Raw genomic sequence first — 22,494 nt, 5'->3', positions numbered from 1 at the left:
GGGCAATATTAAACATACCCTGTTAATGCAACAAATAATTCATCGGCAATATGTTCTTTTGACATCACCAATACGCGAATTCTACTAATTATGGTAGTGGCGATAATACCGGTATTGCGTTAATGAAAGTGGTTCTCTTTTGTGTTTTTGTTTTATAAAACAAAACCTTACATTGATTTGAGATGAATAAATAAAGGGGGGTAGTCCATGTATAATTTTTTATTAAGATTAATCCTATAATCTATCGTCTGCTTCATTTACCAACAGTTACGTAACGGTAAATATTGAAATGATGCGAAGCTCATGTAAACTTGTTTACCGTTTGTCAAAATATGTCAGGAAGACGCTGGGCCTTATTCTGAAGGGCTCGTGCGGTAGCTATGCCTTTAATATAGTAACGCCCCGAAAATATCCTGACTATTTTAACAATAGCACCTAAGTCAAACTTCATCTCCTTATCTCCATCATCGAAATATCGCTACGGAAAAGCATATGAAAATGCGCGTACTGTTTTCACTTCTGTTTGTAATGGCGGTGGCGGGCTGTAAAGCGCCGCAGAAACCTGTGATCACTGACGATACCATCGTGACCAGTCAGGTTAACGGCGTCACCTTAACTCACCGTCATGTTGTGCTGCCCCCGGCAGAGTTCACCCAGGTGAATGAGCCTTATCGCGCCATGTACCCCGCATCCCTGATGAGCCGTCCGGACTACGGCGGAAAAGTGATCCGCACGCTCGAAACGGGCAAAACCTACGTGGTGCTGGGTCAGGTTGAACACTTCTGGATGGCGCTTGCCGACGAAGGGAACGAACAGCTGATTGGTTACGTACCAATGCGCGCCGTCATCAAGGCCGACCAGTACGAAGCCACCGTGCGTAAACAGGCGATCCGTCCAAAAGCGCGTAAGAAAGCAACCTGTGTTGACGTCGATGGCAACAGCAAAGCCTGCAAAGACAGCGCAAACGGCACCTGGATCCTGAACTAAACGGGTTTCAAGAGCGTATTTTTTATGAATACAAAAACGTTTCATCAGCTCGGGTTAGCATTTTTCGCGGTGATTTTCACCCTGTTGAGTGGTTGTACGTCGTCTTCACACAGCGACCCCTCCCGCTACAATCTGCAGTTTCAGGCTCACCCCCAAATCAATGATTCTGCGCCATTAAAGGTCAGAGTGTTGCTGCTGAAATCCGATGCGGATTTCATGTCCAGCGACTTCTATTCCCTGCAGAACAACGCGTCAGCCACGCTTGGCGCGAATCTGCTTAACAGCGATGTGTTCTTCCTGATGCCGGGCCAGCTTTCGAAAACCCTGAGTGGACAAAGCTCGCCCGAGGCACGCTATATCGGCGTGATGGCGGAATATCAGACGCTGGACGGGAAAAAATGGCGCGTCTCAATCCCATTGCCTGTTCCCGGCGAAAACCATTTCTACCAGTTCTGGAAATGGTCCGCAGATGAACTCATCGCCAACGTCTTCCTGGACGTGAACGGTATCCGGGTCATCAGCCAGTAACGCGCTTCATAACAGGAAACACATCATCATGACGAAAGCAGAAAAGGTCGTCTGGACCGAAGGCATGTTCCTGCGTCCACACCATTTTCAGCGGACAGAAAGTTACCTGCTGAACCACATTCGTGAATGGGGTGCGCTGCAGCGATCGTATCTGTGGGGCTTTCTCGACGTTGAGCTGGACGACGCGATGCTCCGCCAGGGCTGCATTGCACTGAGCTACTGCAGCGGGTTACTGCCTGACGGCACGTTTTTCCAGGTGCGCAACGGCCGCAACGGCCCGGTGCCGCTGAAGATCCCTGACAATCTCACCAATGAGAAGGTGGTGCTTGCGCTGCCGGTTCGCCGCGGCGAACGCGAAGAGGTGATTTTCAGTGAAGAGCAGGCCTCGCTGGCGCGTTACCTCGCGTTTGAACAGGACGTCGAAGACGATAATGCCATGTCAGTGGGCGATGCCACGGTACAGTTTGGCCGCCTGCGTTTAACCCTGATGCTGGAAAAAGATCTCACGGCAGAGTGGACCGCCATCGGCGTGGCCCTGGTGAGCGAAAAACGCAACGACAACCACGTGCGGCTGGATAACAGCTACATTCCGCCGATGCTGAACGCCAACAACAGCCCGCAGATCTACAGCATGATTAACGATCTGCATGGGCTACTGGTCCAGCGCAGCCAGCAGATTGGCGGACGTCTGCGCCAGCCCGGCCGCTTTAATACCTCCGAACTGATTGAGTTCACGCTGCTTTCGCTGGTTAACCGTCATCTTGGTGAGATATCCCATTTAAAAACCCTGCCGCTGATCCACCCGGAAACGCTGTGGCGCAGCTGGCTGCCGTTTGCGACGGAACTTGCCACCTGGACCTCTCAACGCACAGCGGAGAGCGTGCTCCCGGTGTATGACCATGACGATCTGGCGGTCTGCTTCAGCAAGCTGATGCTGATGCTGCGTCAGGGGCTGTCGCTGGTGATGGAAGATCACGCCATCCAGCTGCCGCTCAACGAGCGTTCCCATGGTCTTAACATCGCTACCGTGCCGGAGACCAGCATGGTGCGCGAGTTCGGCTTCGTGCTGGCGGTGAAAGCCAACGTGCCGGGCGAACACCTGCAAACCCATTTCCCGGCCCAGATGAAGGTGGCACCGGTCTCGAAAATCCGCGATCTGGTTCAGCTGCAGCTGCCGGGCATTATGCTGCGCGCCATGCCGGTCGCCCCGCCGCAAATACCGTGGCACGCGGGCTACAGCTATTTCGAGCTGGAGAAGGGCAGTGAGCTGTGGCACGAGATGGATAAGTCCGGTGCGTTCGCTCTGCATCTCGCAGGGGAGTTTCCGGGTCTCGATATGGAGTTTTGGGCCATCCGTAGCCCGACAGAATAATAAAGCGAGCACTAAATATGCAGGAACGACAGGATACCGGCAGTGATGCTGTGTTTACCGGAGCCAGTGGCAATAATCAGCTGGTGGCGGCTGCCAACCCGCTGCTCAACGCCATTCCACAAATCCGTCATTCGGTTTCTCATGACGATCAGGTGGCGTTGCGCCAGCGTCTGATCGACGAAATTCGCCGTTTCGAAGTGCGATGCCAGCAGGCAGGGTTGCCGTATGAAGTGATCGTCGGCGCCCGCTACTGTCTGTGTACGGCGCTGGATGAAGCCGCCGCGCTCACCCCCTGGGGCAGCAGCGGCGTCTGGTCCAGCAGTGGCCTTCTGGTCACGTTTCATAACGAAACCTGGGGCGGAGAAAAGTTTTTCCAGCTGCTGGCGCGCCTTTCACAGAACCCGCGTGAACATATCCTGCTGCTGGAGATGATCAACTACTGCCTGTTGCTCGGTTTCGAGGGCCGCTATCGGGTGCTGGATAATGGCCGCACCCAGCTGGAAACCATCAAACAGCGACTGTGGCAGATGATCCGCAGCGTGCGCGGCAGCTACGCGCCGCCGCTCTCGGTGCACCCTGAAGATCGTCCTGTATTGCGCAAGCTGTGGCGTCCGATGGTCCCCCTCTGGGCCTGCGTGGCGCTGGTCGGGTTTATCGCCTGTCTGTTTTATATCGTGCTTAACTGGCGTCTGGGCGATAACACCAGCCCGGTGCTGGCGAAGATTTATCAGTCTCAGCTGCCGGAAACCTCCATTCAGCAGCCCGCTCGCCAGCTGCCTGCGGTACTGAACCTGCGCGGCTTCCTGAAGCCTGAAATCGATGCCGGTCTGGTGGCGGTGAAGGATGAAGCGGATCGCAGCGTGGTGATCCTGAAAGGGGACGGCCTGTTCGCCTCGGCCTCGACGGTGGTGCGTGACCGCTATGAGCCGGTCATCAACCGCATTGCGCAGGCGATGAATAACGTCAGCGGCAAAATTCTGGTGGTGGGCTACAGCGACAATGTGCCGATCCGCAGCGCGCGCTTTGCCTCCAACTATGAACTCTCTCTCGAACGCGCCCGGTCGGTGCAAAAACAGCTGCAGGGAAGCCTCTCGCAGCCTGAACGCGTGAAGGCGGAAGGGCGGGGCGAAATTAACCCGGTGGCACCAAACACTACGCCTGAAAACCGCGCCCGTAACCGCCGTGTGGAAATTACTCTGCTGGTGTCGCCTGAAAATACGCAGGCTGAGCTGAACGGATTGCCGCAAGGAAACTAAGGATGCTGACTACTCTTCTTTCCATACTGACCAATCGCATTCTGTGGAGCTTCCTCGGCGTAACGGCGCTCGCGGCGGTGATCTGGATGATTGGTCCGCTGTTGTCCATCGTGGATACCCGCCCGCTTGAATCTGAACAGAACCGCGTTATCAGTATCGCGGTGGTATATCTGATCTGGGCCCAGAGCCACATTCTGCCTCGGCTGTATAACGCCTGGCTGAACCACAAGCTGATGGACAAGCTCAATGAGAACACCACTAAAGCGGACGCGGCCGATCCGCAGAAACGCCTGAATAACGAGGAGCAGATCCTTGCAGGTCGTTTCGACGAAGCCGCGCAGATGCTGAAAAAAGCCCACTTCAGTAAGGCGGGCCACAGCGCGCAGTGGACGCAGCGTTTCAGCACGCAGTATCTCTATCAACTGCCGTGGTACGTCATCATCGGCGCGCCGGGCTCCGGGAAAACCACCGCGCTGGCCAACTCCGGGCTGCAGTTCCCGCTGGCGGATCGCTTCGGTAAAACCGCGCTGCGGGGCATCGGCGGCACGCGCAACTGCGACTGGTGGTTCACCAACGAGGCTGTCCTGCTGGATACCGCCGGACGCTACACCACGCAGGAGAGCGAACAGGTTCAGGACGCCGGGGAATGGCTGGAGTTCATCAACCTGCTGCGTAAATATCGTCGTCGCCAGCCGATCAACGGTGTGATCATCACCATCAGCATTTCCGACCTGCTCACGCAGTCCGCCGAGGCGTCCCGCCAGCAGGCGGTGAACCTGCGCCAGCGTCTTTCCGAGCTGCATGAGCAGCTGGGCATCCGCTTCCCGGTGTACGTGATGGTGACCAAGGCTGACCTGCTCAAGGGCTTCCGCGCCTGGTTTGCCGATTACGACAAAGCGCAGCGCGACCAGATCTGGGGCTTTACGCTGCCGTGGGAGCAGACCAAACACGCGGATTACGACCTGATGGGCAACTTCCAGCAGGAGTTTTCTCTGCTCCAGCAGCGCCTGGATGCCGGTCTGCCGGAGACCATGCTCAAGGAGCACGACGGCAAAACCCGTGCGGAAGCCTATCTCTTCCCGCAGGAGTTCGCTGCGCTGCGCCCGCTGCTGGCGGATTACCTGAGCACGGTCTTTGCCCGTTCAAACTTTGAAACCGAATTCTCGCCGCGCGGCATCTACTTTGCCAGCGGCACCCAGGAAGGCATGCCGTTTGACCGCGTGATGGGCGAGCTTAACCGCGCGCTCTCTCTGCCGGAAGGGGCCGAAAGCGATAACTGGGATTCCGTCAGCAAAGAAGCCCCCATCCCGGGCGCGAAAGGCCAGAGTTTCTTTATCAAGAATCTGCTGCAAAACGTCATTTTCCAGGAAGCGGGCATTGCCGGAGAAAACCGCTGGTGGGAGCTGCGCAACCGGGCGGTGATCTGGTCTGGTTACGCGGCGCTGCTGGCCCTGCTGGTGATTTTGGGCGGGCTGTGGCTGACCAGTTACGCCAAAAACAAGGCGTATCTGGAAGAGGTTGACGCCAAAGTGCCGGTGCTGGAACAGCAGAGTAAGGCGCTGCAAAATCAACCTCAGCGCGATCTCTTTGCGCTGTTGCCGCTGCTTAACGGGCTGGTGGACCTGCCGAAGAGCGACGCCTTTGACGTTAACGACCCGCCGGTCTCCCGCCGCATGGGGCTTTACCGTGGGGATGACGTCAGCGATGCCTCGCAGTCGCTGTATCAGAAAGCGCTGGATCAGATGCTGCTTCCTGCCGTGACAATGCACATCACCACCTGGCTGCGTAACGACAACGGCAGCGACGTGGAGTACAGCTACGAGGCGCTGAAAGCCTACCAGATGCTCTATCAGCCGAAGCACTACGACGGCAAATTCCTGCATTCCTGGGTGATGCTCAACCTGCAGCGCAACCTGCCGCAGGACGTCACTCAGGCGCAGCTTCAGCAGCTTGAATGGCATCTGACCCAACTGCTGGAACCGAAAATTCAGGCTTCACCCTATGCGCTGGATGAATCCCTGGTCGCGCGGGAAAGGGCGCTCATCAACCAGCAGCCGCTCTCGACACGCGTATACGGTCGTCTGAAGCGCCTGCTGGAGCATGACGAAAACCTCAAGCCGGTCTCGCTTTCCGATCTTGGCGGCCCGCAGAGCGAGCTGGTCTTTTCCCGCAAAAGCGGCAAGCCGGTCAGCGAAGGCGTGCCGGGTCTGTATACCCCGGACGGCTACTGGAAAAGCTTTAACGGCCAAATCGACAGCGTGACGACCGCCCTGCATGAAGATGACGCCTGGGTATTAGGTGCCACCACGGCCCAGGAAGATAAAGAGCAGATCGATAACGCGGTGCGCCAGCTTTACATGCGTGACTTTATTGCCAACTGGGATCGCTTTCTCGCCGACATTCAGCTCAACAGCAGTGCCGATCTCTCCCAGCGTATCAACACCGCGCGCCTGCTCTCCGGGGCAAACTCGCCGCTGCGCCGTCTGGTGCTGAACCTGAGCCAGGTGCTGACGCTGTCGCGCAATGCGCCTGCGCCAGAAGATGCCGGGAAAGCGGAAGCGCAGAGCAACCGTGCTACCCGCACGCTGCAGGCGCTGTTCAGTAACAACGATGCGGCGCCAACGCAGGGTGCGGTAGCGGTACAGGCACCGGAGCAGCTGGTGACTGACCACTATGCGCCGATGATTGAGCTGGCGCAGCCGCTGGAGAAAGGCGGAAAGACCATTGTGTTTGACGATTTTCTCAAGCAGGTGGACGAGCTGTATCGCTACCTGACCGCCGTTCAGGATGCGGCCAACAGCGGGATGCCTGCGCCGGGCGGCGACGCAATTAGCCGTCTGCAGGCCAGCGCGGGCCGTCTGCCGGGCGGGCTGCAAACCATGTTCAGCAATATGGCCGTGGGTGCCAGCAGCGATACCCAGCGACGCGATCTGGAAAACGTGCGTAAACGCATTAACGTGGAAGTGGGCGGTTTCTGCCGTCAGGCGATTGCCGGTCGCTACCCGCTGGTGCGCAGCGCCAGCACGGAAGTGACGCCTGACGATCTCGCCCGCATGTTTGCACCCGGCACCGGGCTGATGGACACCTTTTTCCGCGATAACCTGACCAACAAAGTCGACACCACCCAGGCGAACTGGCGCTTTATGCCGGGGATCGACGGTAAAACCCTGCCGGGCAGCGAAGGGCTGCTGCGCCCGTTCCAGCAGGCACAGTCAATCCGCGATGCCTTCTTTGCCAACGGGGCGACAACGCCGTCCTATAAGGTCACGGTGCGCACCGTGAGGATGGATAACACCATTCTGAACCTGACGCTGGACGTTGACGGCCAGCTGTTGCGCTACAGCCACGGCCCTCAGGCGGTGCAGATTATGAACTGGCCGGGACCGGGCGGCACCAACCAGGTGCGTATGCAGCTCGGTCTGGCAAACGGCAGTACGGCATCTCTGGTGACTAACGGATCCTGGGCGCTGAACCGCTTTTTCGATAAAGCCCGGACCAGTCCTGGCGCGGGTAGCCTGAGCCGTCAGGCCACCTTCAACGTCGACGGTCATCAGGTCACGCTGGAGTTTGCGCCAAACAGCATTCGCAATCCGTTCCAGCTTCCCCGTTTCTCATGCCCATAACCGCAAGGACAGCCGTATGACGAATACCCCTGCGATGAACCGCTACAGCTGGTATGGCAAATTACCCAGCGCCGGTGACTTTTTGCAGCGTCGCTTTCCTGACACCCTTCAGCGCCAGTGGTCACACTGGTTTCAGGTCGGCCTGCTGGCCTGGCAACAGGAAGAGCAGCGCAGCGGTGAGCGCCAGTTTACGAAAGCCCCGGTGTGGAATTTTGTCGTTCCGCCCATGCTGGGCAGCCAGATGATCCAGATGGGCTGCCTGCTGCCGGGACGTGACAGCGTGGGTCGCCACTACCCGGTCTGCATTCAGCTGAGCTTTAGTCCGGCCGAATGGTCATCGCGTCTGCTCGGCCAGGCCGAAAGCTGGTACCAACAGCTTGGTCGTCTGGGCCTGCACGCAGTGCGCAACGGTTTTTCCGCCTCACAGCTTGACGAGATGTTGATGAGTATCCCGGCGCCGCAGCCCGTTGAGCCACAAAAGCGATCCGACATTCTGGACGTGATTGGCTATGACGATGACGGCCAAAGCACGCTGGGCTGGCCGCAGGCAGCAGAGTGTTTTGACCCGCTGCGTCAGACCAGCTTCTGGTGGACGAACCGCTGCGACGGCTACCCGCTCTACACGCACGTCCACAGCGGCAACTTTACCGGGCAGCTCTTTACGCTGCTGTTCGATCCGGCAGGCGGCGCCCGACCGGGTCGTCACGGTCTTTATCCGCCTATGTTTGAATAAGCAGGGATCTCATGAATATCGAAGAATTTCTCGCGCCGATAAGCCCCGACAAACCCTGTGGCGAAAACCTGGAGTATGACGCTGATTTCCAGATCATGAATCAGGCAAGTCAGGGGAAAGCGGAACAGCAGTTTGGCGACACCATTATTCCGGCAGAGCCCGCTGACTGGAACACGGTAGAAAAATTCGCTACCAGCCTGCTGACCCGCACCAAAGATCTTCGCGTCCTGCTGGCATTAACCCATGCCTGGACACGTCGCCGTGGACTCGCGGGCTATGCAGACGGGCTGTTACTGGTGCAGGAAGCGCTGACCCGTTACTGGGAGCAACTCTACCCGCTGCTGGAAGAGTACGGCGAAACCGATCCGTTCTACCGCATCAACGCCCTCGCCGGGCTGAGCGATAAATCTGACCTCACCGTCGCGGTACGCAACGCCTCGCTGCTCCGCTCGAACGGGGATGAAATTTCGCTTCGGGACGCGCAGGCGCTGCTCGACGGCAGTAAAACGGAATGCCCTGACTATCCCGGCGGCCGCCCAAGGCTGATTGACGAGCTGGCACGCGGCGATCAGCCCGGCACCGCAGCGGTCATTGTGGTTAACGAACGGCTGCTGGCCATTCGCGATCTGCTCACCGGGTATCTGGGTGAAAGCGGCGTACCGGAGATGGAACAGCTGCTGAAAACTGTTGGGCTGGTCGCCAGCGCCTGTCAGGTGACGGACATCAGCAAGCTGCTGCCGAACCGTGAGGCGCAGGCTGAACCCCAGGTTGAGCAGCAATCGGCGGTAACGCAGCCCGTTCAGCAGGTCACCGACTGGCGCAGCGTGCAGGTCACCAGCCGCGCCGACGCCCAGCTGATGCTGGAAAAAGCGAAACAGTATTTTGCGCAGTACGAACCGAGCCATCCCGCACCGCTGATGATTGAGCGGGTGCAGCGGCTGTCTGAACTTAACTTTATGGACATTATTCGCGACCTGGCGCCAGACGGCGTTAACCAACTGGAAAACATCTTTGGACGCCGCGAATAACGCGTCCTGGTATTATGACGACAGGCATGGAGCCTGTCGTTTCACCTTCACCGCGCATCTTTGATGGAGAACATCATGGCAATGAGTAACAGTGGACAGAAATTCATCGCACGTAACCGTGCTCCCCGCGTCCAGATCGAGTACGACGTAGAGATCTACGGTGCAGAACGTAAAATTCAGCTGCCGTTTGTGATGGGCGTCATGGCCGATCTGGTCGGTAAACCGGTAGAAAACCTGCCTGCCGTCGATGAGCGTAAATTCCTTGAAATCGACATCGATAACTTTGATGAACGCATGAAGGCGCTGAAGCCGCGCGTGGCGTTTAACGTGGATAACACCCTGACGGGCGAAGGCAAACTGAACGTTGATCTGACCTTCGACAGCATGGACGACTTCCTGCCGGATGCGGTGGCCCGCAAGGTTGAGCCGCTGAACAAGCTGCTGGAAGCGCGTACCCAGCTCTCTAACCTGCTGACCTATATGGACGGCAAAAACGGTGCAGAAGAGCTGATCGCAAAAATTCTGCAGGATCCGACGCTGCTCAAATCTCTGAGCCAGTTGCCGAAAAATGACGAAAGCGCGAAAGGTAGCGAGGAATAATCGATGAGCAACCAGACTCAACAACACGAGCAGCAGGCGGGTCAGGCGTTCAGCCAGGATGAGTTCAGCGCGCTGCTGAACAAAGAGTTCCGCCCGAAAACCGATCAGGCGCGCTCTGCCGTAGAAAGCGCGGTTAAAACCCTGGCGCAGCAGGCGCTGGAAAACACCGTCACTTTCTCTAACGACACCTACCGCACCATTCAGAACCTGATTGCCGGTATCGACGAGCAGCTGTCGCAGCAGGTGAACCAGATCATTCACCACGATGAGTTTCAGAAGCTGGAGAGCGCCTGGCGCGGCCTGAGCTACCTGGTGAACAACACTGAAACTGACGAGATGCTGAAGATCCGCTTTATGAGCATCTCCAAGCAGGAGCTGGGACGCACCCTGAAGCGCTACAAGGGCGTGGGCTGGGACCAGAGCCCGATCTTCAAGAAAATCTACGAGCAGGAGTACGGTCAGTTCGGCGGCGAGCCGTTTGGCTGCATCGTCGGCGACTACTACTTCGACCACAGCCCGCAGGACGTTGAGCTGCTGGGTGAAATGGCGCGCATCGGCTCTGCGGCGCACTGTCCGTTTATCACCGGTACCGCACCGGGCGTGATGCAGATGGAATCCTGGCAGGAGCTGGCTAACCCGCGCGACCTGACCAAGATCTTCCAGAACACCGAATACGCGGCCTGGCGTTCACTGCGTGAATCCGAAGATGCCCGCTATCTGGGCCTGGTGATGCCGCGCTTCCTGTCGCGTCTGCCGTACGGCATTCGCACCAACCCGGTGGACAGCTTTGACTTTGAAGAGCAGACCGACGGCGCGAACCACAACAGCTACTCCTGGGCGAACGCCGCCTATGCGATGGCGGCTAACATCAACCGCTCCTTCAAAGAGTACGGCTGGTGCACCTCAATTCGCGGCGTGGAGTCCGGTGGGGCGGTGGAGAACCTGCCGTGCCACACCTTCCCGAGCGATGACGGCGGCGTGGACATGAAGTGCCCGACCGAGATCGCCATCAGCGATCGTCGTGAAGCCGAGCTGGCGAAAAACGGCTTTATGCCGCTGGTTCACCGCAAAAACTCCGACTTTGCCGCCTTCATCGGCGCGCAGTCTCTGCAAAAACCGGCCGAATACCACGACCCGGATGCCACCGCCAACGCGCGTCTGGCCTCTCGCCTGCCGTACCTGTTCGCCTGCTGCCGCTTTGCGCACTACCTGAAGTGCATCGTGCGCGACAAAATCGGCTCCTTCCGCGAGCGCGAAGAGATGGAGCGCTGGCTGAACGACTGGGTAATGAACTACGTGGACGGTGACCCGGCTAACTCCTCCCAGGAGACCAAGTCCCGTAAGCCGCTGGCGGCTGCGGAAGTGCAGGTGCAGGAAATCGAAGACAACCCGGGCTACTACGCCGCGAAGTTCTTCCTGCGTCCACACTACCAGCTGGAGGGTCTGACCGTTTCCCTGCGCCTGGTTTCTAAACTGCCGTCGCTGAAGACGAAAGACGCGTGATGATGATTGCCGGCTCATTGGGCCGGCAAAGTAAACTACATTGGCATAATTCATATAGAAAACCATCGACATTCATTAACTTCAGGAGGAATCAATATTGGGAACGAGTTCACCAAAAGAAATTGCAGATGGCATGTTGAAGATTTTTGATACGCGTAAACAGAGTGGCCCAGAAATTTTCGCTCGCAGCGCGGTCGATGGTTTTATGTCAATCCCAGAAGACTTATGGATGTTAACCAAAGATTTTCTGGATACAGACCATCGGTGGCGAAATGAAACAGACAAAATTAGGTTATTAACGCTAATCAAAAAAGGGCTTACATCAGAAGATGTGCGTCGGTTAATCAATACAGTGGTCAAACGTTATCTGTCTGGTTTATCTGAAGAGCAATCTAAGGAACTCCTCCTAAGAGTAGGTGGGTCGCAAGTGGGTGGTATAGCCTTTAAAATGGTTTTCGTAAATGAATTAATTACGCTATTCGTTTCAAAAATTGTTCCGCGATTTCTTGTTTCTGCAGGACTTACTGGTGTGTTAAGTGTAGGGGCTTCAATTTCTCGCTCCGTTTATACCTCATACGATCTGTTAAAATTAAATAAAAATGTTTACTATGAGCTGCGTGGTGCGGGTGATTTAGATTTATTATATTTTCTCGTTGAAGATAATGTTAAGCCATTTATTGAAGCTATAAATTTCCAACAGAGTCATGGTGCTATAGATAAAGAGATTTTTAGCCGATTTTTAGCAGGAGCTACTCGTGTTTGAAAGAGCATCAAAGTACGTTATAGTCTATCTCATGCTTATTGTTTCATTTATGCTTTTCTTCTCAACCCTTGGCTATTATATTTTTGTTTTTGATTGGTCGGTGACTACCTTAGAAATAACGATAAATGCAGCTCTACTAATCCTTCTTTTAGTTGCATCTATCGCCATTTACTATTTTGCGGAAAAATTAAAGTCAAAGCTTTGATTTACGTAAAAACTTTAGCGAGAAGTAAAGTGCCAAAAGGATGACCAGTAGGAAAACTAATTTCCCAAAAAGTAAGCCTGCAGAAGTTGTAGTAATTTTTTCTAATGAAAATACATACCAGGCTGATTGAAAAAGATCTGCAGTTGTGAAAACTGCGATAATCAAAAGTACAATGGTAAGTATTAATAACAATGTTTTCTTCATGTTATGAAGCCTTAAATGAATGATAGACGATTGAAAATATTCTAGATGATACAGTGAATGATTGTCTAGCGCTTAGTTACCATGAAGTGTGACTAACAAAATTTAGGGTGGTTGCAATTGCAGGCACTCTGAAGAGTCTGTACGAAGTTCGAATTCGTCAGGCTAGAGGCAGAGGTAAAATATGGACGGTTTTATTCAGCCCCATGCTTTCCTGTTTGCCATATAAGGGCTTTTTCGAAAGCAATATTGTTCATCCACGAAGAGTAGATATTATGGCTATTGATATGTTTCTGAAGGTCGAGGGTGTTACGGGCGAATCAAAAGATTCTAACCACACCGGCTGGACTGATATTACCTCCTTCTCCTGGGGCGCTTCCCAGCCGGGTAATATGAGCGTTGGCGGTGGCGGCGGTGCCGGTAAAGTTAACTTTAACGACCTGCACGTTAACGCGCTGATCGACAAATCCACTACAGCAGTCCTGAAACACTGCGCAAGCGGTAAGCACCTGACCAAAGTTGAACTGTCCGTCTGCAAAGCAGGTGGCCAGCAGGTTGAATACACCCGCATCACCCTGGAAGACGTCCTGGTGACCTCTGTTCAGTACACCGGTGCAGACAACGGCGACACCGTTGGCGTGACCTACGCATTCCAGGCTGCGAAAGTGAAACAGCAGTACTGGGAGCAGACCACTGCCGGTGGTAAAGGTGCTGAAAGCAGCGCTGGCTGGAACATCAAAGAGAACAAAGAAGCGTAATTGCATATGTGGCCGGGGAGTTTTCCCCGGCCATTATCAACCGGGAAGGAAGATAGCATGGCAAGTTTGCAGGAAGGAGGCGCCCGTCCTCTCACCATTGGCGAAATAGCATTGGCACGCTCGGTTTTTGGTGACGCATTAAAGTATTCTGAAGTTAAAGTTCATAATAAAAGCTATTTGCCATTTAATATGCAGTCCACAGATGTCGCGATGACCCCCAATGGTGAGCTCTATTTTCGCGAGCCGCATTATCGGGATGACTTCTCGATAGAGGTTCCGCGATATAAACACTGGTTTATTCACGAGATGGTGCATGTGTTGCAGCATCAGATTGGAATGAATGTTCGAACCCGAGGAGCATTCAGTTGGGCAGCAAGTTATAATTATTCTCTGCCCTCCGATAAAAAACTATCGGACTTTGGTATGGAGCAGCAGGCTTCTATCATTTCAGATTTTTATTATCTGATAAATTACGGCTTGGGTGATTTCCGAAATATTGCAGGGTTTGAGGGGATTATCGGACCAGATCTGAAGGAAAAATACCTGCAGGTATTATCGTTGTTTATTCAAAATCCTAAAGACCGACGAGTATGGTTATGAAACAGTTATTCAGTGTTGTGGCAATCGCATTAACGGTGAGCGCCTGTGTATCTCATCCGGCACAATATCAGCCGCTTTCGGTTACGCTAAAGAACAACGAACCCTGCTTTGCTATTCCCGCTAATGCCGGGTTAGACGCGCCTATCACCAGTCATTCACCCACCATAATGAAACGCGCGGGAAATGAATGGAAAGCGATATCGCCGCCGTCAACGTTTAGCCCTGAGGTGACGTTAACGACCCAACAATGTCATCAGTGGACGGGGATTACGTGGCAAGCGGGAGAATATGATGTTGCTCTGAAAGTGTCAGGGAAAAACGATTCTATTCGCTATGCGGCCCGTTTCACCTTACAAGAAGGTCCCTCAGGCCAGTTTAAGCTTACGCAGACTGAATAGAATATGTTAACCCCAAACGCCGCCGTTCTCGCCCCGAGAGCGGCAGCGTTTGAGCGCTAATCATACCAGCAGGAATACGCCATGCGATTCACGATTATTTCTACGAAACCCGGTCATCAGCCGCCGCAGAGCAGCTGTGATTTTTACGCCCCGGGCGGCACCATTGGGCGCGGTACGGATAACAATCTGGTATTGCCGGACAATGACCGCACCATCTCGCGTCTGCAGGCCATTGTTCACGTTGACGCCAATGGCGAATGCCGCGTCACTAACCGTGGCAGCGTTACGCGCGTGGTATTGAACGATATTCCACTGGAACGCGGTCGTCAGGTCGAGCTGCAGGATGGAGACGTTCTGGGTATTGATGACTACCGCATTGAAGTGGCTGAAATTATTCACGACACGCAGCCGGTGAGCCGCATGGCGGCCAGCATGCAGCAGCAGGTTCGTCCAGCCGCGCCAGCACCAGCGTCGCAGCCGAAACCGGCGAATGCCGCAGCGCGCGGGAAGGGCGAGCCGACCGCCGTGCCAACGGAGATCTGGGATAGCCTGATGCAGGAGTTCTCCATCTCCGACAGCATCTCAAGCAACCGCACAAAACCTCAGCCTGCGGCATCACAGGATCCGTTCTCCCAGCCTGCTGCGCCGGAGCGTAACGCCGAAGACCCGCTGGCGATGTTCAACGACAGCGATCCGAAGCTTGAGCGTAAGAACGTTGACCCGGACACGCTGTTCAGCGATGAAGCGTTGTTCAAAAAAGAGAGTATTTTTGACGACGTCACCCCGTCAACGCTGGTGCCGCCGGTTGAAACTAAGCCAGCCGAGCCTAAAGAAGAGGCGGCGGATGAACTCGATCCGCTGGCCCTGTTTGGCGGTAAAGCCAGCGCGCCAGCCGCGCGCAATGACGACCCGCTCGGGCTGATGGGCGGCGCGCCGTTAACCCATCCGGATGACATTATTAACGAGAAGCCTTCCCCAGTGCCGGAACCTGAGCAGGAAGAGGACGCGCTGGCCGATTCTCCGCTGTTCGCCCCTGAGCCGCAGGAGGCCCCGCGTGCTGTTGAAGAAGAGCCCGCGCGACCGGATTATGCAGGTTTCACCATGCCGACCCCGCAGGCCGTTGCGCGCAGTAGCGCTCAGGCACCGAAGGGCCGCCTGCGCATCGATCCGGTCAATAACGCTGCCTCCCCAACCGCCACTGCGAACAGCGGCGAGAAAGGCGACGTGTTGCAGGGCGAGCTGCTGGAGGCGCTGCTGGAAGGCATGGGCTTGAGCGAAATGCAGCCCGTCCCGCAGTTTGACCGTGAGAATATGCGTCAGCTGGGGCAGATCCTCGGCATGTTCTCTCAGGGCACCGTGGCGCTGCTTTCCTCGCGCTCCATCCTCAAGCGCGGCGTGAAAGCCGATATGACCATGGTGCTGGACGATGCCAACAACCCGTTCAAGCTGCTTCCTACCGGGAAAACCGTCCTGATCCAGATGTTCGGCACGCCGATGCCGGGCTTTATGCCGCCAACAAAATCCGTGCGCGACGCGCTGATCGATCTGCAGGCGCACCAGCTGGGCATGATCTCCGGTATTCGCGCCATCATCGCCGCAATGCTGCAGTCCTTTAACCCGGAACAGCTGGAAGAGCAGGCGAAGCAGAACGGCATGACCTCCCGTCTGGCGCTGCCGGGCAGCCGTAAAGCCGCCCTGTGGGACTACTTTGTTCGCAGCTACGGTGAGACGGCAGGCGAGATTGAGGATGACTTCCACACCCTGTTTGGCGAGGCCTTCCTTCATGCGTACGACATGGAGGTGAATCAGTACAAAGACTCACAGAGCGGATCGGAAGACAAATGAATATCGCAACGGCTTCTCTCTCCCGCCAGGGGACGCGCGCCAGCAACCAGGATCAGACGGGAGAAACCATAGGGGAACGTTCAGCCTGCTTTGTCGTCTGTGACGGCATCGCGGGTTTGCCGGGCGGTGAAGTGGCCGCTGAGCTGGCCCGCAACAGCATCATTTCCCGCTTTGATGGCGACAAACACCTGAATGCGCAGCATATTCGCGACTATGTGCAAACGGCGAACCGCACCATTCTCAGCGAACAGCAGGCGGTGCAGGATTACCGTCGAATGGGCACAACGCTGGTGAGCCTGTTCATTGACCGGGATTACCGTCTGGCCTACTGGGCGCACGCCGGAGACAGCCGCCTGTATCTGTTTCGCCGCGGCTGGCTGTGGCATGTCACCACCGACCACAGCCTGGTGCAGCAGATGAAGGATGCGGGGCATCAGACCGACGATCTCAACAGCAACCTGCTGTACCTCGCGCTGGGGATTGAAAACGGTGGGCCGGAAGCGAGCTACAGCGACGTGGTGCAGGTGGAAGACGGCGATGCCTTTTTACTCTGCACCGACGGGTTCTGGCACGGCGTCAGCGAAGAACAAATGAAGCAGTCGCTGCATATGGTCAATACGCCGCAGGAGTGGCTGACCTTAATGAACCAAATCATTCAAAAGAATGGCGAGCAGGAGGGGAATGCTCAGGACAACTATACGGCCCTGGCGGTATGGATGGGCGACCCTCAGGACACCACTTTGCTGCATACGCTCTCTGACGCAGCGCAATTTCTTCCCTGCGGAACTGATTAGACACATAAGGAACGATATGAAACTTTGGCTATCGGGTTTAGCACTTCTGGCGGTGACCTCCACCGCGCAGGCTGAGAATTTCCGCATCGTGCAGTCCCCTGCGCAGAAGCTGGATATCTGGATCGACAACATCAAAGACAACACGCCGCAGAGCTGGTGTAAGCCTGAAGTGGCGCTGCGTATTGTGGCAAACGGTAAGAAAGACGTCTCCGTGCTGGAAAACTTTGTGCCGCGTCTTGGCTCACTGCTGGAACATCAGTGCAGCAAAGTGAATAAACTCAGCTGGACGCTTAACGATCCGGCGGGCGTCACGCTGGCTGAGGGTACCGCAGGGAAAGCGCAGGATTGGGCGCTGGTGGTGAAACAGCAACAGGCGGCTCCGGCCAGTACCGCCGCCAGCGGCGCGCTGCTGCCGCCGGATCAGAACGCTGAAGCCCGCACCGTGGCTGCTGACCGCACGCCGTGGCAGGAGTTTACCCTTCAGGACGGCTGCCATCTGCGTACATTCTGGGAAGGCGGTGCCTCCGCACCCGCACTGTTCATCCCGGATACCGACACCACCCGCTGCGGCAACGGCAGCTGGCTGAGCGGCCATACCGTTATCTCTCAGACCCGCAACGGCGAGCAGAAAGAGATGGCGGTGACCTACATTCACGGCTTCCCGGTCATGGGCCTGAACAAAAGCGCCGATCCTGAAAACGCTCTGATCACCTCCGTCAACAAAGAACGCATGGTGTTCAGCACGCAGAACAGCGATCAAAGCTGGATGATCCTGCCCTACGACAACGCCCTCAACGGCTGGAAAAGCAACGGCACGGTGGCGGTAGAGATTTCCCGCGAGATCGCCAGTGATGACGCCAAACTGCAGGCGCGCATTGCCGAAGTCAAACAGACCTGGGGCGCGTGGGTGACACCGGGTACCTCGCTGAATATTGTCCTGATTGACACCCTACGTCCTCAGCTGCGCGATCCGGCAGTGGGCGCATGGCGCGCGGCAAACTAAGGAGTGGCGATGAATACGCTTTATCAACACCTGGCGGGTGAGCCGCTCAGCGATGCGCTGCGTCGTCTGGAAGCCGATATCAAAGTCCGTCCGGCGGATGCCGATCTCCGCGCCGCGTTTGTGCAGTTTCTGATCCTCAGCGGCAACTGGACGCGCGCCCTGACCCAGCTGAAAAGCTGGGTGGCGCTGAAGCCCCAGGCGAAGCCTACCGTTACCCTGCTGGAGCAATCCATTCAGGGCGAGCTGCAGCGCGCGCAGGTGATGGCAGGACAGGCGCGTCCGGCCATGCCTGAAACCCAGTGGCCGTGGCTGACAACCCTGGCCGCGGCGCTGAGCGAGGAGGGGGAACGCGCCAGTGCGCTGCGTCTGGAAGCCCTCGAGACAGCGCAGGCAAACCCTGGTCAGATCACCCTCGAAAATGATGAGACGCAGGCGTTTGGCTGGCTGATGGACGGCGATGCCCGCCTCGGCCCGGTGTGCGAAACCATCGTCAACGGCCGTTATTTCTGGCTGCCGTTTAGCGCTATCGCTGAGATCCGTTTTCAGGCGCCTGCCAGCGTCACCGATCTGGTCTGGCGTCACGCGCTGGTGCGCCTGACCGACGGTACGGAGCAGGTGTGTCAGATCCCGGCGCGCTATCCCTTTGCTGAAGACGCTTCGGATGCCGTCATGCTCGGGCGTACGACTGAATGGTTACCGCTTGACGCTGACGGTACGCTGTACGAAGGACGGGGCCAGAAGGCGTGGCTGAGCGAACAAAGCGAATACCCGCTGCTTTCCCTGAACCTCGTGACGTTTGCGACGGATGGAGCCGATGAGTAATCCCGCTGGCGAAGGCGATCTGCTGCGCAGCGGCTGGCAGGCACGCAGCAAGCAGGAGAAGGTGGGGGCGCGCGACAAAATGCAGCCCTCGCTGCTGGATCGTCTCACCGATAACGACCCGGAAAAAAAACGCGAGTCGGCCAACAGCAATCTGATCACCCACGCCGCCCTGCGCCGCAATGTGCTGCGCGATCTGCAGTGGCTGTTTAACACCATCAACCACGATGCCTCCGGCGATTTGAGCGCCTTGCCGCACGTGAACCGCTCGGTGGTCAACTTCGGCGTCGCACCGCTGGCCGGGAAAAGAATGTCGGATATCGAATGGCACGATATTCAGCGCAAGCTCACCGAGGCCATCATCAATTTTGAACCGCGCATTTTGCCACAGGGGCTGCAGGTCCGCTGCGTGTCGGATACCTCCTCGCTGGATCTGCACAACGTGCTCTCCATCGAGATCAAAGGGCGTCTGTGGTGTGTGCCGTACCCGCTGGAGTTTCTGTTTCGTACCGATGTCGATCTGGAAAACGGCCATTTTGAACTGAAAGATGCGGGGTAATCGTGGAAAGTAAACTGCTCGAATACTACAACCGTGAGCTGGCCTACCTGCGCGAAATGGGGGCCGAGTTTGCCGAACGCTACCCAAAAGTCGCCGGACGGCTGGGCATGCGCGGCATCGAAGTGGCGGACCCGTATACCGAACGTCTGATGGAGGGCTTCGCCTTCCTGACCTCCCGCGTGCAGATGAAAATGGACGCGGAGTTTCCGCGCTTCTCCCAGCGTCTGCTGGAGATGATTGCGCCTAACTATCTCGCGCCCACGCCGTCGATGGCGATCGCGGAGATTGAGCCCGACAGCAGCCGGGGCGACCTGAGCAAGGGCTTCATTGTGCCGCGCGGTACCATGATGGACAGCCTGGCGCTGAAGAAGACCGGCGTGACCTGCAGCTATACCACGGCGCACGAGGTCAATCTGCTGCCGCTGAAAATCGACAAGGTCGAGCTGGGCGGCGTGCCCGCCGATCTGCCGCTCGCGCAGCTGGGGCTGAGCCAGCGGGGGATCAACAGCGCCTTACGGATCCGCATCGCCTGCGACGGCCCGCAAAACCTCGGGCACCTGGATTTCGACCGTCTGGAATTCTTCCTCGGCGGTCCGGACATTGAAGCGCTGAAGCTGCTGGAGCTGGTGATGGAGCACCACGCCGGGATCGTCTGTCAGACGGTCAGCCCCCAGCCGCAGCGACAGCTGCTGGCGTCTGACGCGCTGCGCCAGGAAGGCTTTGAGCCTGACCAGGCGCTGCTTCCGGACGATCTGCGTAACTTTGACGGCTACCGCCTGCTGCAGGAGTATTTCGCGTTTCCGGCCCGCTTCCGCTTCATCAGCCTCAGCGGTCTGAGTAAGCTTATCGAACGCTGTGAAGGCGAAAAAGCCTTCGACATCTTCATTCTGCTGGATAAGTCGGATGAACAGCTGGAGCGCGTGGTCGATGCCAGCCATCTGGCGCTGCACTGTACGCCTGTCATCAACCTGTTCCCTAAGGTCGCGGCGCGTCAGAAGCTGAACGAAGGCCAGCATGAATACCATCTGGTGGTGGATAACATCCGTCCGCTGGATTATGAAATTTACGCGGTCAAAAAAATCTATGGCAGCGCCGACGGCCAGCGTGATGACCAGACGTTTCGTCCATTCTGGAGCACCTGGAGCGGCGATGCGGGTAACTACGGGGCCTATTTTTCCCTGCGCCGCGAACAGCGCGTACTGTCCGAGCACGCTCTGCGCTACGGCACCCGTACCGGCTATATTGGCTCGGAGGTGTTTATCTCGCTGGTGGATGAACAGCACGCGCCGTGGCAGGAAAACCTGCGCTACATCTCTGCCGAGGTGCTCTGCACCAGCCGCGACCTGCCGCTGATGCTGCAGCAGGAGCTCGGGCAGTTCATTATGGCCGACTCCATGCCGGTGAAATCCCTCACCCTGCGTAAAGGCCCGACGCCGCCGCGCCCCGCGCTGGCAGAAGGGTTCAGCACCTGGCGGCTCATCAGCCAGCTGCAGATGAACTACCTCAGCCTGATGGACAGCGAAAATGAAGACGGCGCGGCCGCGCTGCGACAGCTGTTAGGGCTGTACGCCAATCTGGCAGAAACGCCCGTTGCGCGTCAGGTGGAAGGCGTTCGCCACTGCGTGCTGGAGCCGGTTCACCGCCGCGTGCCTGAACCCGGTCCGGTCGTTTTCGCCCGCGGGATCGGCATTACCCTGACTGTCGATGAGCGCGCCTTTTCCGGCGCCAGCCCGTGGCTTTTCGGCAGCGTAATGGAGCGTCTCTTTGCCCGTCTGGTGTCCATCAACAGCTTTACGGAGTTCACCCTGAAGAGTCAGCAGCGCGGCGAGATTGGCTACTGGGCACCGCGTATGGGTAAAAGGGCGCTGATATGAGTGACGCTGCCACTGCACCGCTGCGCGTGCATCGCCTGACCAGATTGCCGGATACGTTCTGGAGCGGGGTCCGCGAGACGCCCTGGCGCTACGATCTGTTTCAGCTGCTAAGGCGCATTGATGCCCAGGGCGGCGAGCGCTACCCGCTGGGACGCGCGCCGCTGCCGAAATTTGAGCCGCTGCGCATCGGCCAGCAGCCGTCGATGAGTTTTGCGCCGTCGACGCTGGCCCAGGTACGTCAGCGGGAGGAAAGCGGGCTGCACGAGGTCTCTATCCTCAGCTTCGGCCTGTTTGGCCCGAACGGCCCGCTGCCGGTTCACATGACCGAATATGCCCGCGAGCGTATTTATCATCATCAGGACACCAGCCTCAGTGCGTTTGCCGATCTGTTCCACCACCGCCTTGCGCTGCTGTTTTACCGCGCCTGGGCGGATGCGCAACCGGCGGTCTCTCTGGATCGCGCCGATAACAAGCGCTTTGAGGGCTACCTGGCGTCGCTGATTGGCATGGGGCAGCCGGGGCAGATGAACAAAGGCAGCCTGAGCTCGCATGCACGCTTTACCCACGCCGGACACCTGACCCGTCACGGGCGGGATCCGGAGGGGCTGGAGAAGATCCTGCGCAACTATTTTAAAGCGCCGGTCAAGCTGGTCAGCAACGTGCCGCAGTGGATGCCGCTTTCCACGCGCGAGCAGGCGCAGCTGGGAGCAGGACGCCGCATGCCGCGCATGGGTGAGTCCGCCTTTCTCGGCGTTGCGGTGCGCGACGTGCAACATAAGTTTCGCATCGACATTGGCCCGCTGAGCGCGGAGGAGTACAACCGCTTTCTGCCGGGCGAAGCGTGGGTCACCGAGCTGCGCGACTGGGTGCGTCAGTACGCCGGGGTGGAGTTTGAATGGGAAACACGGGTGATCCTGCGTGAAGACGCGGTGCAGGGCACCACGCTCGGCAGCAATGGGCGATTAGGCTACAACACCTGGCTGGGCCGTCAGCCGCAGCCTGTCCCGCGTGGCGATCTGGTGTATCGCGCAGAGCGGTAATCCTT

21 protein-coding genes are annotated in these 22,494 nt (G+C 57.1%); 20 read left to right on the top strand and 1 reads right to left on the bottom strand.

Annotated features, from left to right (window positions below; genetic code table 11):
• The first annotated feature begins 492 nt into the window (after nucleotides 1-492).
• The 10 genes from ACTJJA_RS08755 (at nucleotide 493) to ACTJJA_RS08710 (ending at nucleotide 12,393) form a co-directional block, all read left to right on the top strand.
• Nucleotides 493-987 carry a hypothetical protein gene (locus ACTJJA_RS08755; protein ID WP_010432813.1) on the top strand — a complete coding sequence of 165 codons (495 nt, stop codon included), beginning with the start codon at nucleotides 493-495 and terminating at the stop codon, nucleotides 985-987.
• A 24-nt stretch (nucleotides 988-1,011) separates the two neighbouring features.
• Nucleotides 1,012-1,515 carry a type VI secretion system lipoprotein TssJ gene (gene tssJ / locus ACTJJA_RS08750; protein ID WP_010432816.1) on the top strand — a complete coding sequence of 168 codons (504 nt, stop codon included), beginning with the start codon at nucleotides 1,012-1,014 and terminating at the stop codon, nucleotides 1,513-1,515.
• A 28-nt stretch (nucleotides 1,516-1,543) separates the two neighbouring features.
• On the top strand, nucleotides 1,544-2,887 hold the full coding sequence (gene tssK / locus ACTJJA_RS08745) for a type VI secretion system baseplate subunit TssK (protein WP_420984640.1): 1,344 nt from the start codon (nucleotides 1,544-1,546) through the stop codon (nucleotides 2,885-2,887).
• Between the two features lie 17 nt (nucleotides 2,888-2,904).
• Nucleotides 2,905-4,143, top strand: coding sequence for a DotU family type VI secretion system protein (locus ACTJJA_RS08740; RefSeq protein WP_089601490.1), 1,239 nt, complete (start codon nucleotides 2,905-2,907; stop codon nucleotides 4,141-4,143).
• A gap of 2 nt (nucleotides 4,144-4,145) precedes the next feature.
• Nucleotides 4,146-7,766: a type VI secretion system membrane subunit TssM gene (tssM, locus tag ACTJJA_RS08735; protein WP_440667455.1), complete on the top strand. Its 3,621-nt coding sequence runs from the start codon at nucleotides 4,146-4,148 to the stop codon at nucleotides 7,764-7,766.
• 16 nt (nucleotides 7,767-7,782) lie between these two features.
• Nucleotides 7,783-8,499, top strand: a complete 717-nt coding sequence (tagF, locus tag ACTJJA_RS08730; protein WP_010432823.1) for a type VI secretion system-associated protein TagF — start codon at nucleotides 7,783-7,785, stop codon at nucleotides 8,497-8,499.
• An 11-nt stretch (nucleotides 8,500-8,510) separates the two neighbouring features.
• Nucleotides 8,511-9,527 (top strand): type VI secretion system protein TssA, encoded by a 1,017-nt coding sequence (tssA, locus tag ACTJJA_RS08725; protein ID WP_440667452.1) that lies wholly within the window; start codon nucleotides 8,511-8,513, stop codon nucleotides 9,525-9,527.
• Nucleotides 9,528-9,602: 75 nt separating this feature from the next.
• A complete protein-coding gene (gene tssB / locus ACTJJA_RS08720; protein WP_010432827.1) occupies nucleotides 9,603-10,127 on the top strand; it encodes a type VI secretion system contractile sheath small subunit in 525 nt (174 codons plus the stop codon).
• Nucleotides 10,128-10,130: 3 nt separating this feature from the next.
• Entirely contained in the window at nucleotides 10,131-11,630 is a 1,500-nt protein-coding gene (gene tssC, locus ACTJJA_RS08715) for a type VI secretion system contractile sheath large subunit (protein ID WP_028018712.1), read from the top strand.
• Between the two features lie 97 nt (nucleotides 11,631-11,727).
• Nucleotides 11,728-12,393: a hypothetical protein gene (locus ACTJJA_RS08710; RefSeq protein ID WP_440667449.1), complete on the top strand. Its 666-nt coding sequence runs from the start codon at nucleotides 11,728-11,730 to the stop codon at nucleotides 12,391-12,393.
• A 193-nt stretch (nucleotides 12,394-12,586) separates the two neighbouring features.
• On the opposite strand, the gene ACTJJA_RS08705 is transcribed toward ACTJJA_RS08710, so the two are convergent.
• Nucleotides 12,587-12,802, bottom strand: a complete 216-nt coding sequence (locus tag ACTJJA_RS08705; protein ID WP_440667448.1) for a hypothetical protein — start codon at nucleotides 12,800-12,802, stop codon at nucleotides 12,587-12,589.
• Nucleotides 12,803-13,074: 272 nt separating this feature from the next.
• On the opposite strand from ACTJJA_RS08705, the gene ACTJJA_RS08700 reads away from it, so the two are divergent.
• From ACTJJA_RS08700 to tssG, 10 genes are all read left to right on the top strand, one after another.
• The gene (locus tag ACTJJA_RS08700) at nucleotides 13,075-13,557 is read left to right on the top strand and encodes an Hcp family type VI secretion system effector (protein ID WP_010432842.1); all 483 of its coding nucleotides are present in this window, start codon (nucleotides 13,075-13,077) and stop codon (nucleotides 13,555-13,557) included.
• Between the two features lie 57 nt (nucleotides 13,558-13,614).
• The gene (locus ACTJJA_RS08695; protein ID WP_440667446.1) at nucleotides 13,615-14,157 is read left to right on the top strand and encodes a hypothetical protein; all 543 of its coding nucleotides are present in this window, start codon (nucleotides 13,615-13,617) and stop codon (nucleotides 14,155-14,157) included.
• Nucleotides 14,148-14,555, top strand: coding sequence for a putative T6SS immunity periplasmic lipoprotein (locus ACTJJA_RS08690; protein WP_440667444.1), 408 nt, complete (start codon nucleotides 14,148-14,150; stop codon nucleotides 14,553-14,555). Before ACTJJA_RS08695 ends, ACTJJA_RS08690 begins: the two co-directional genes overlap by 10 nt.
• Before the next feature lie 81 nt (nucleotides 14,556-14,636).
• Nucleotides 14,637-16,400: a type VI secretion system-associated FHA domain protein TagH gene (gene tagH, locus ACTJJA_RS08685; RefSeq protein WP_440667442.1), complete on the top strand. Its 1,764-nt coding sequence runs from the start codon at nucleotides 14,637-14,639 to the stop codon at nucleotides 16,398-16,400.
• Entirely contained in the window at nucleotides 16,397-17,194 is a 798-nt protein-coding gene (locus ACTJJA_RS08680) for a PP2C family protein-serine/threonine phosphatase (protein ID WP_042714629.1), read from the top strand. Before tagH ends, ACTJJA_RS08680 begins: the two co-directional genes overlap by 4 nt.
• A 16-nt stretch (nucleotides 17,195-17,210) precedes the next feature.
• The gene (locus ACTJJA_RS08675; protein WP_010432854.1) at nucleotides 17,211-18,197 is read left to right on the top strand and encodes a hypothetical protein; all 987 of its coding nucleotides are present in this window, start codon (nucleotides 17,211-17,213) and stop codon (nucleotides 18,195-18,197) included.
• A 9-nt stretch (nucleotides 18,198-18,206) separates the two neighbouring features.
• Nucleotides 18,207-19,019 carry a type VI secretion system accessory protein TagJ gene (locus ACTJJA_RS08670; RefSeq protein ID WP_440667440.1) on the top strand — a complete coding sequence of 271 codons (813 nt, stop codon included), beginning with the start codon at nucleotides 18,207-18,209 and terminating at the stop codon, nucleotides 19,017-19,019.
• Nucleotides 19,012-19,575 carry a type VI secretion system baseplate subunit TssE gene (gene tssE / locus ACTJJA_RS08665; protein ID WP_010432861.1) on the top strand — a complete coding sequence of 188 codons (564 nt, stop codon included), beginning with the start codon at nucleotides 19,012-19,014 and terminating at the stop codon, nucleotides 19,573-19,575. Before ACTJJA_RS08670 ends, tssE begins: the two co-directional genes overlap by 8 nt.
• A gap of 2 nt (nucleotides 19,576-19,577) precedes the next feature.
• Complete coding sequence (gene tssF / locus ACTJJA_RS08660; protein ID WP_421510534.1) at nucleotides 19,578-21,449, top strand: type VI secretion system baseplate subunit TssF; 1,872 nt, start codon at nucleotides 19,578-19,580, stop codon at nucleotides 21,447-21,449.
• On the top strand, nucleotides 21,446-22,489 hold the full coding sequence (gene tssG / locus ACTJJA_RS08655; RefSeq protein ID WP_440667438.1) for a type VI secretion system baseplate subunit TssG: 1,044 nt from the start codon (nucleotides 21,446-21,448) through the stop codon (nucleotides 22,487-22,489). Before tssF ends, tssG begins: the two co-directional genes overlap by 4 nt.
• Nucleotides 22,490-22,494 lie beyond the last annotated feature (5 nt).

Origin of the sequence: Enterobacter sp. 22452 (assembly GCF_052045065.1) — a bacterium.
In the GTDB taxonomy this organism is placed as follows: domain Bacteria; phylum Pseudomonadota; class Gammaproteobacteria; order Enterobacterales; family Enterobacteriaceae; genus Enterobacter; species Enterobacter mori.
This window is presented reverse-complemented; position numbering and strand designations above follow the sequence as displayed.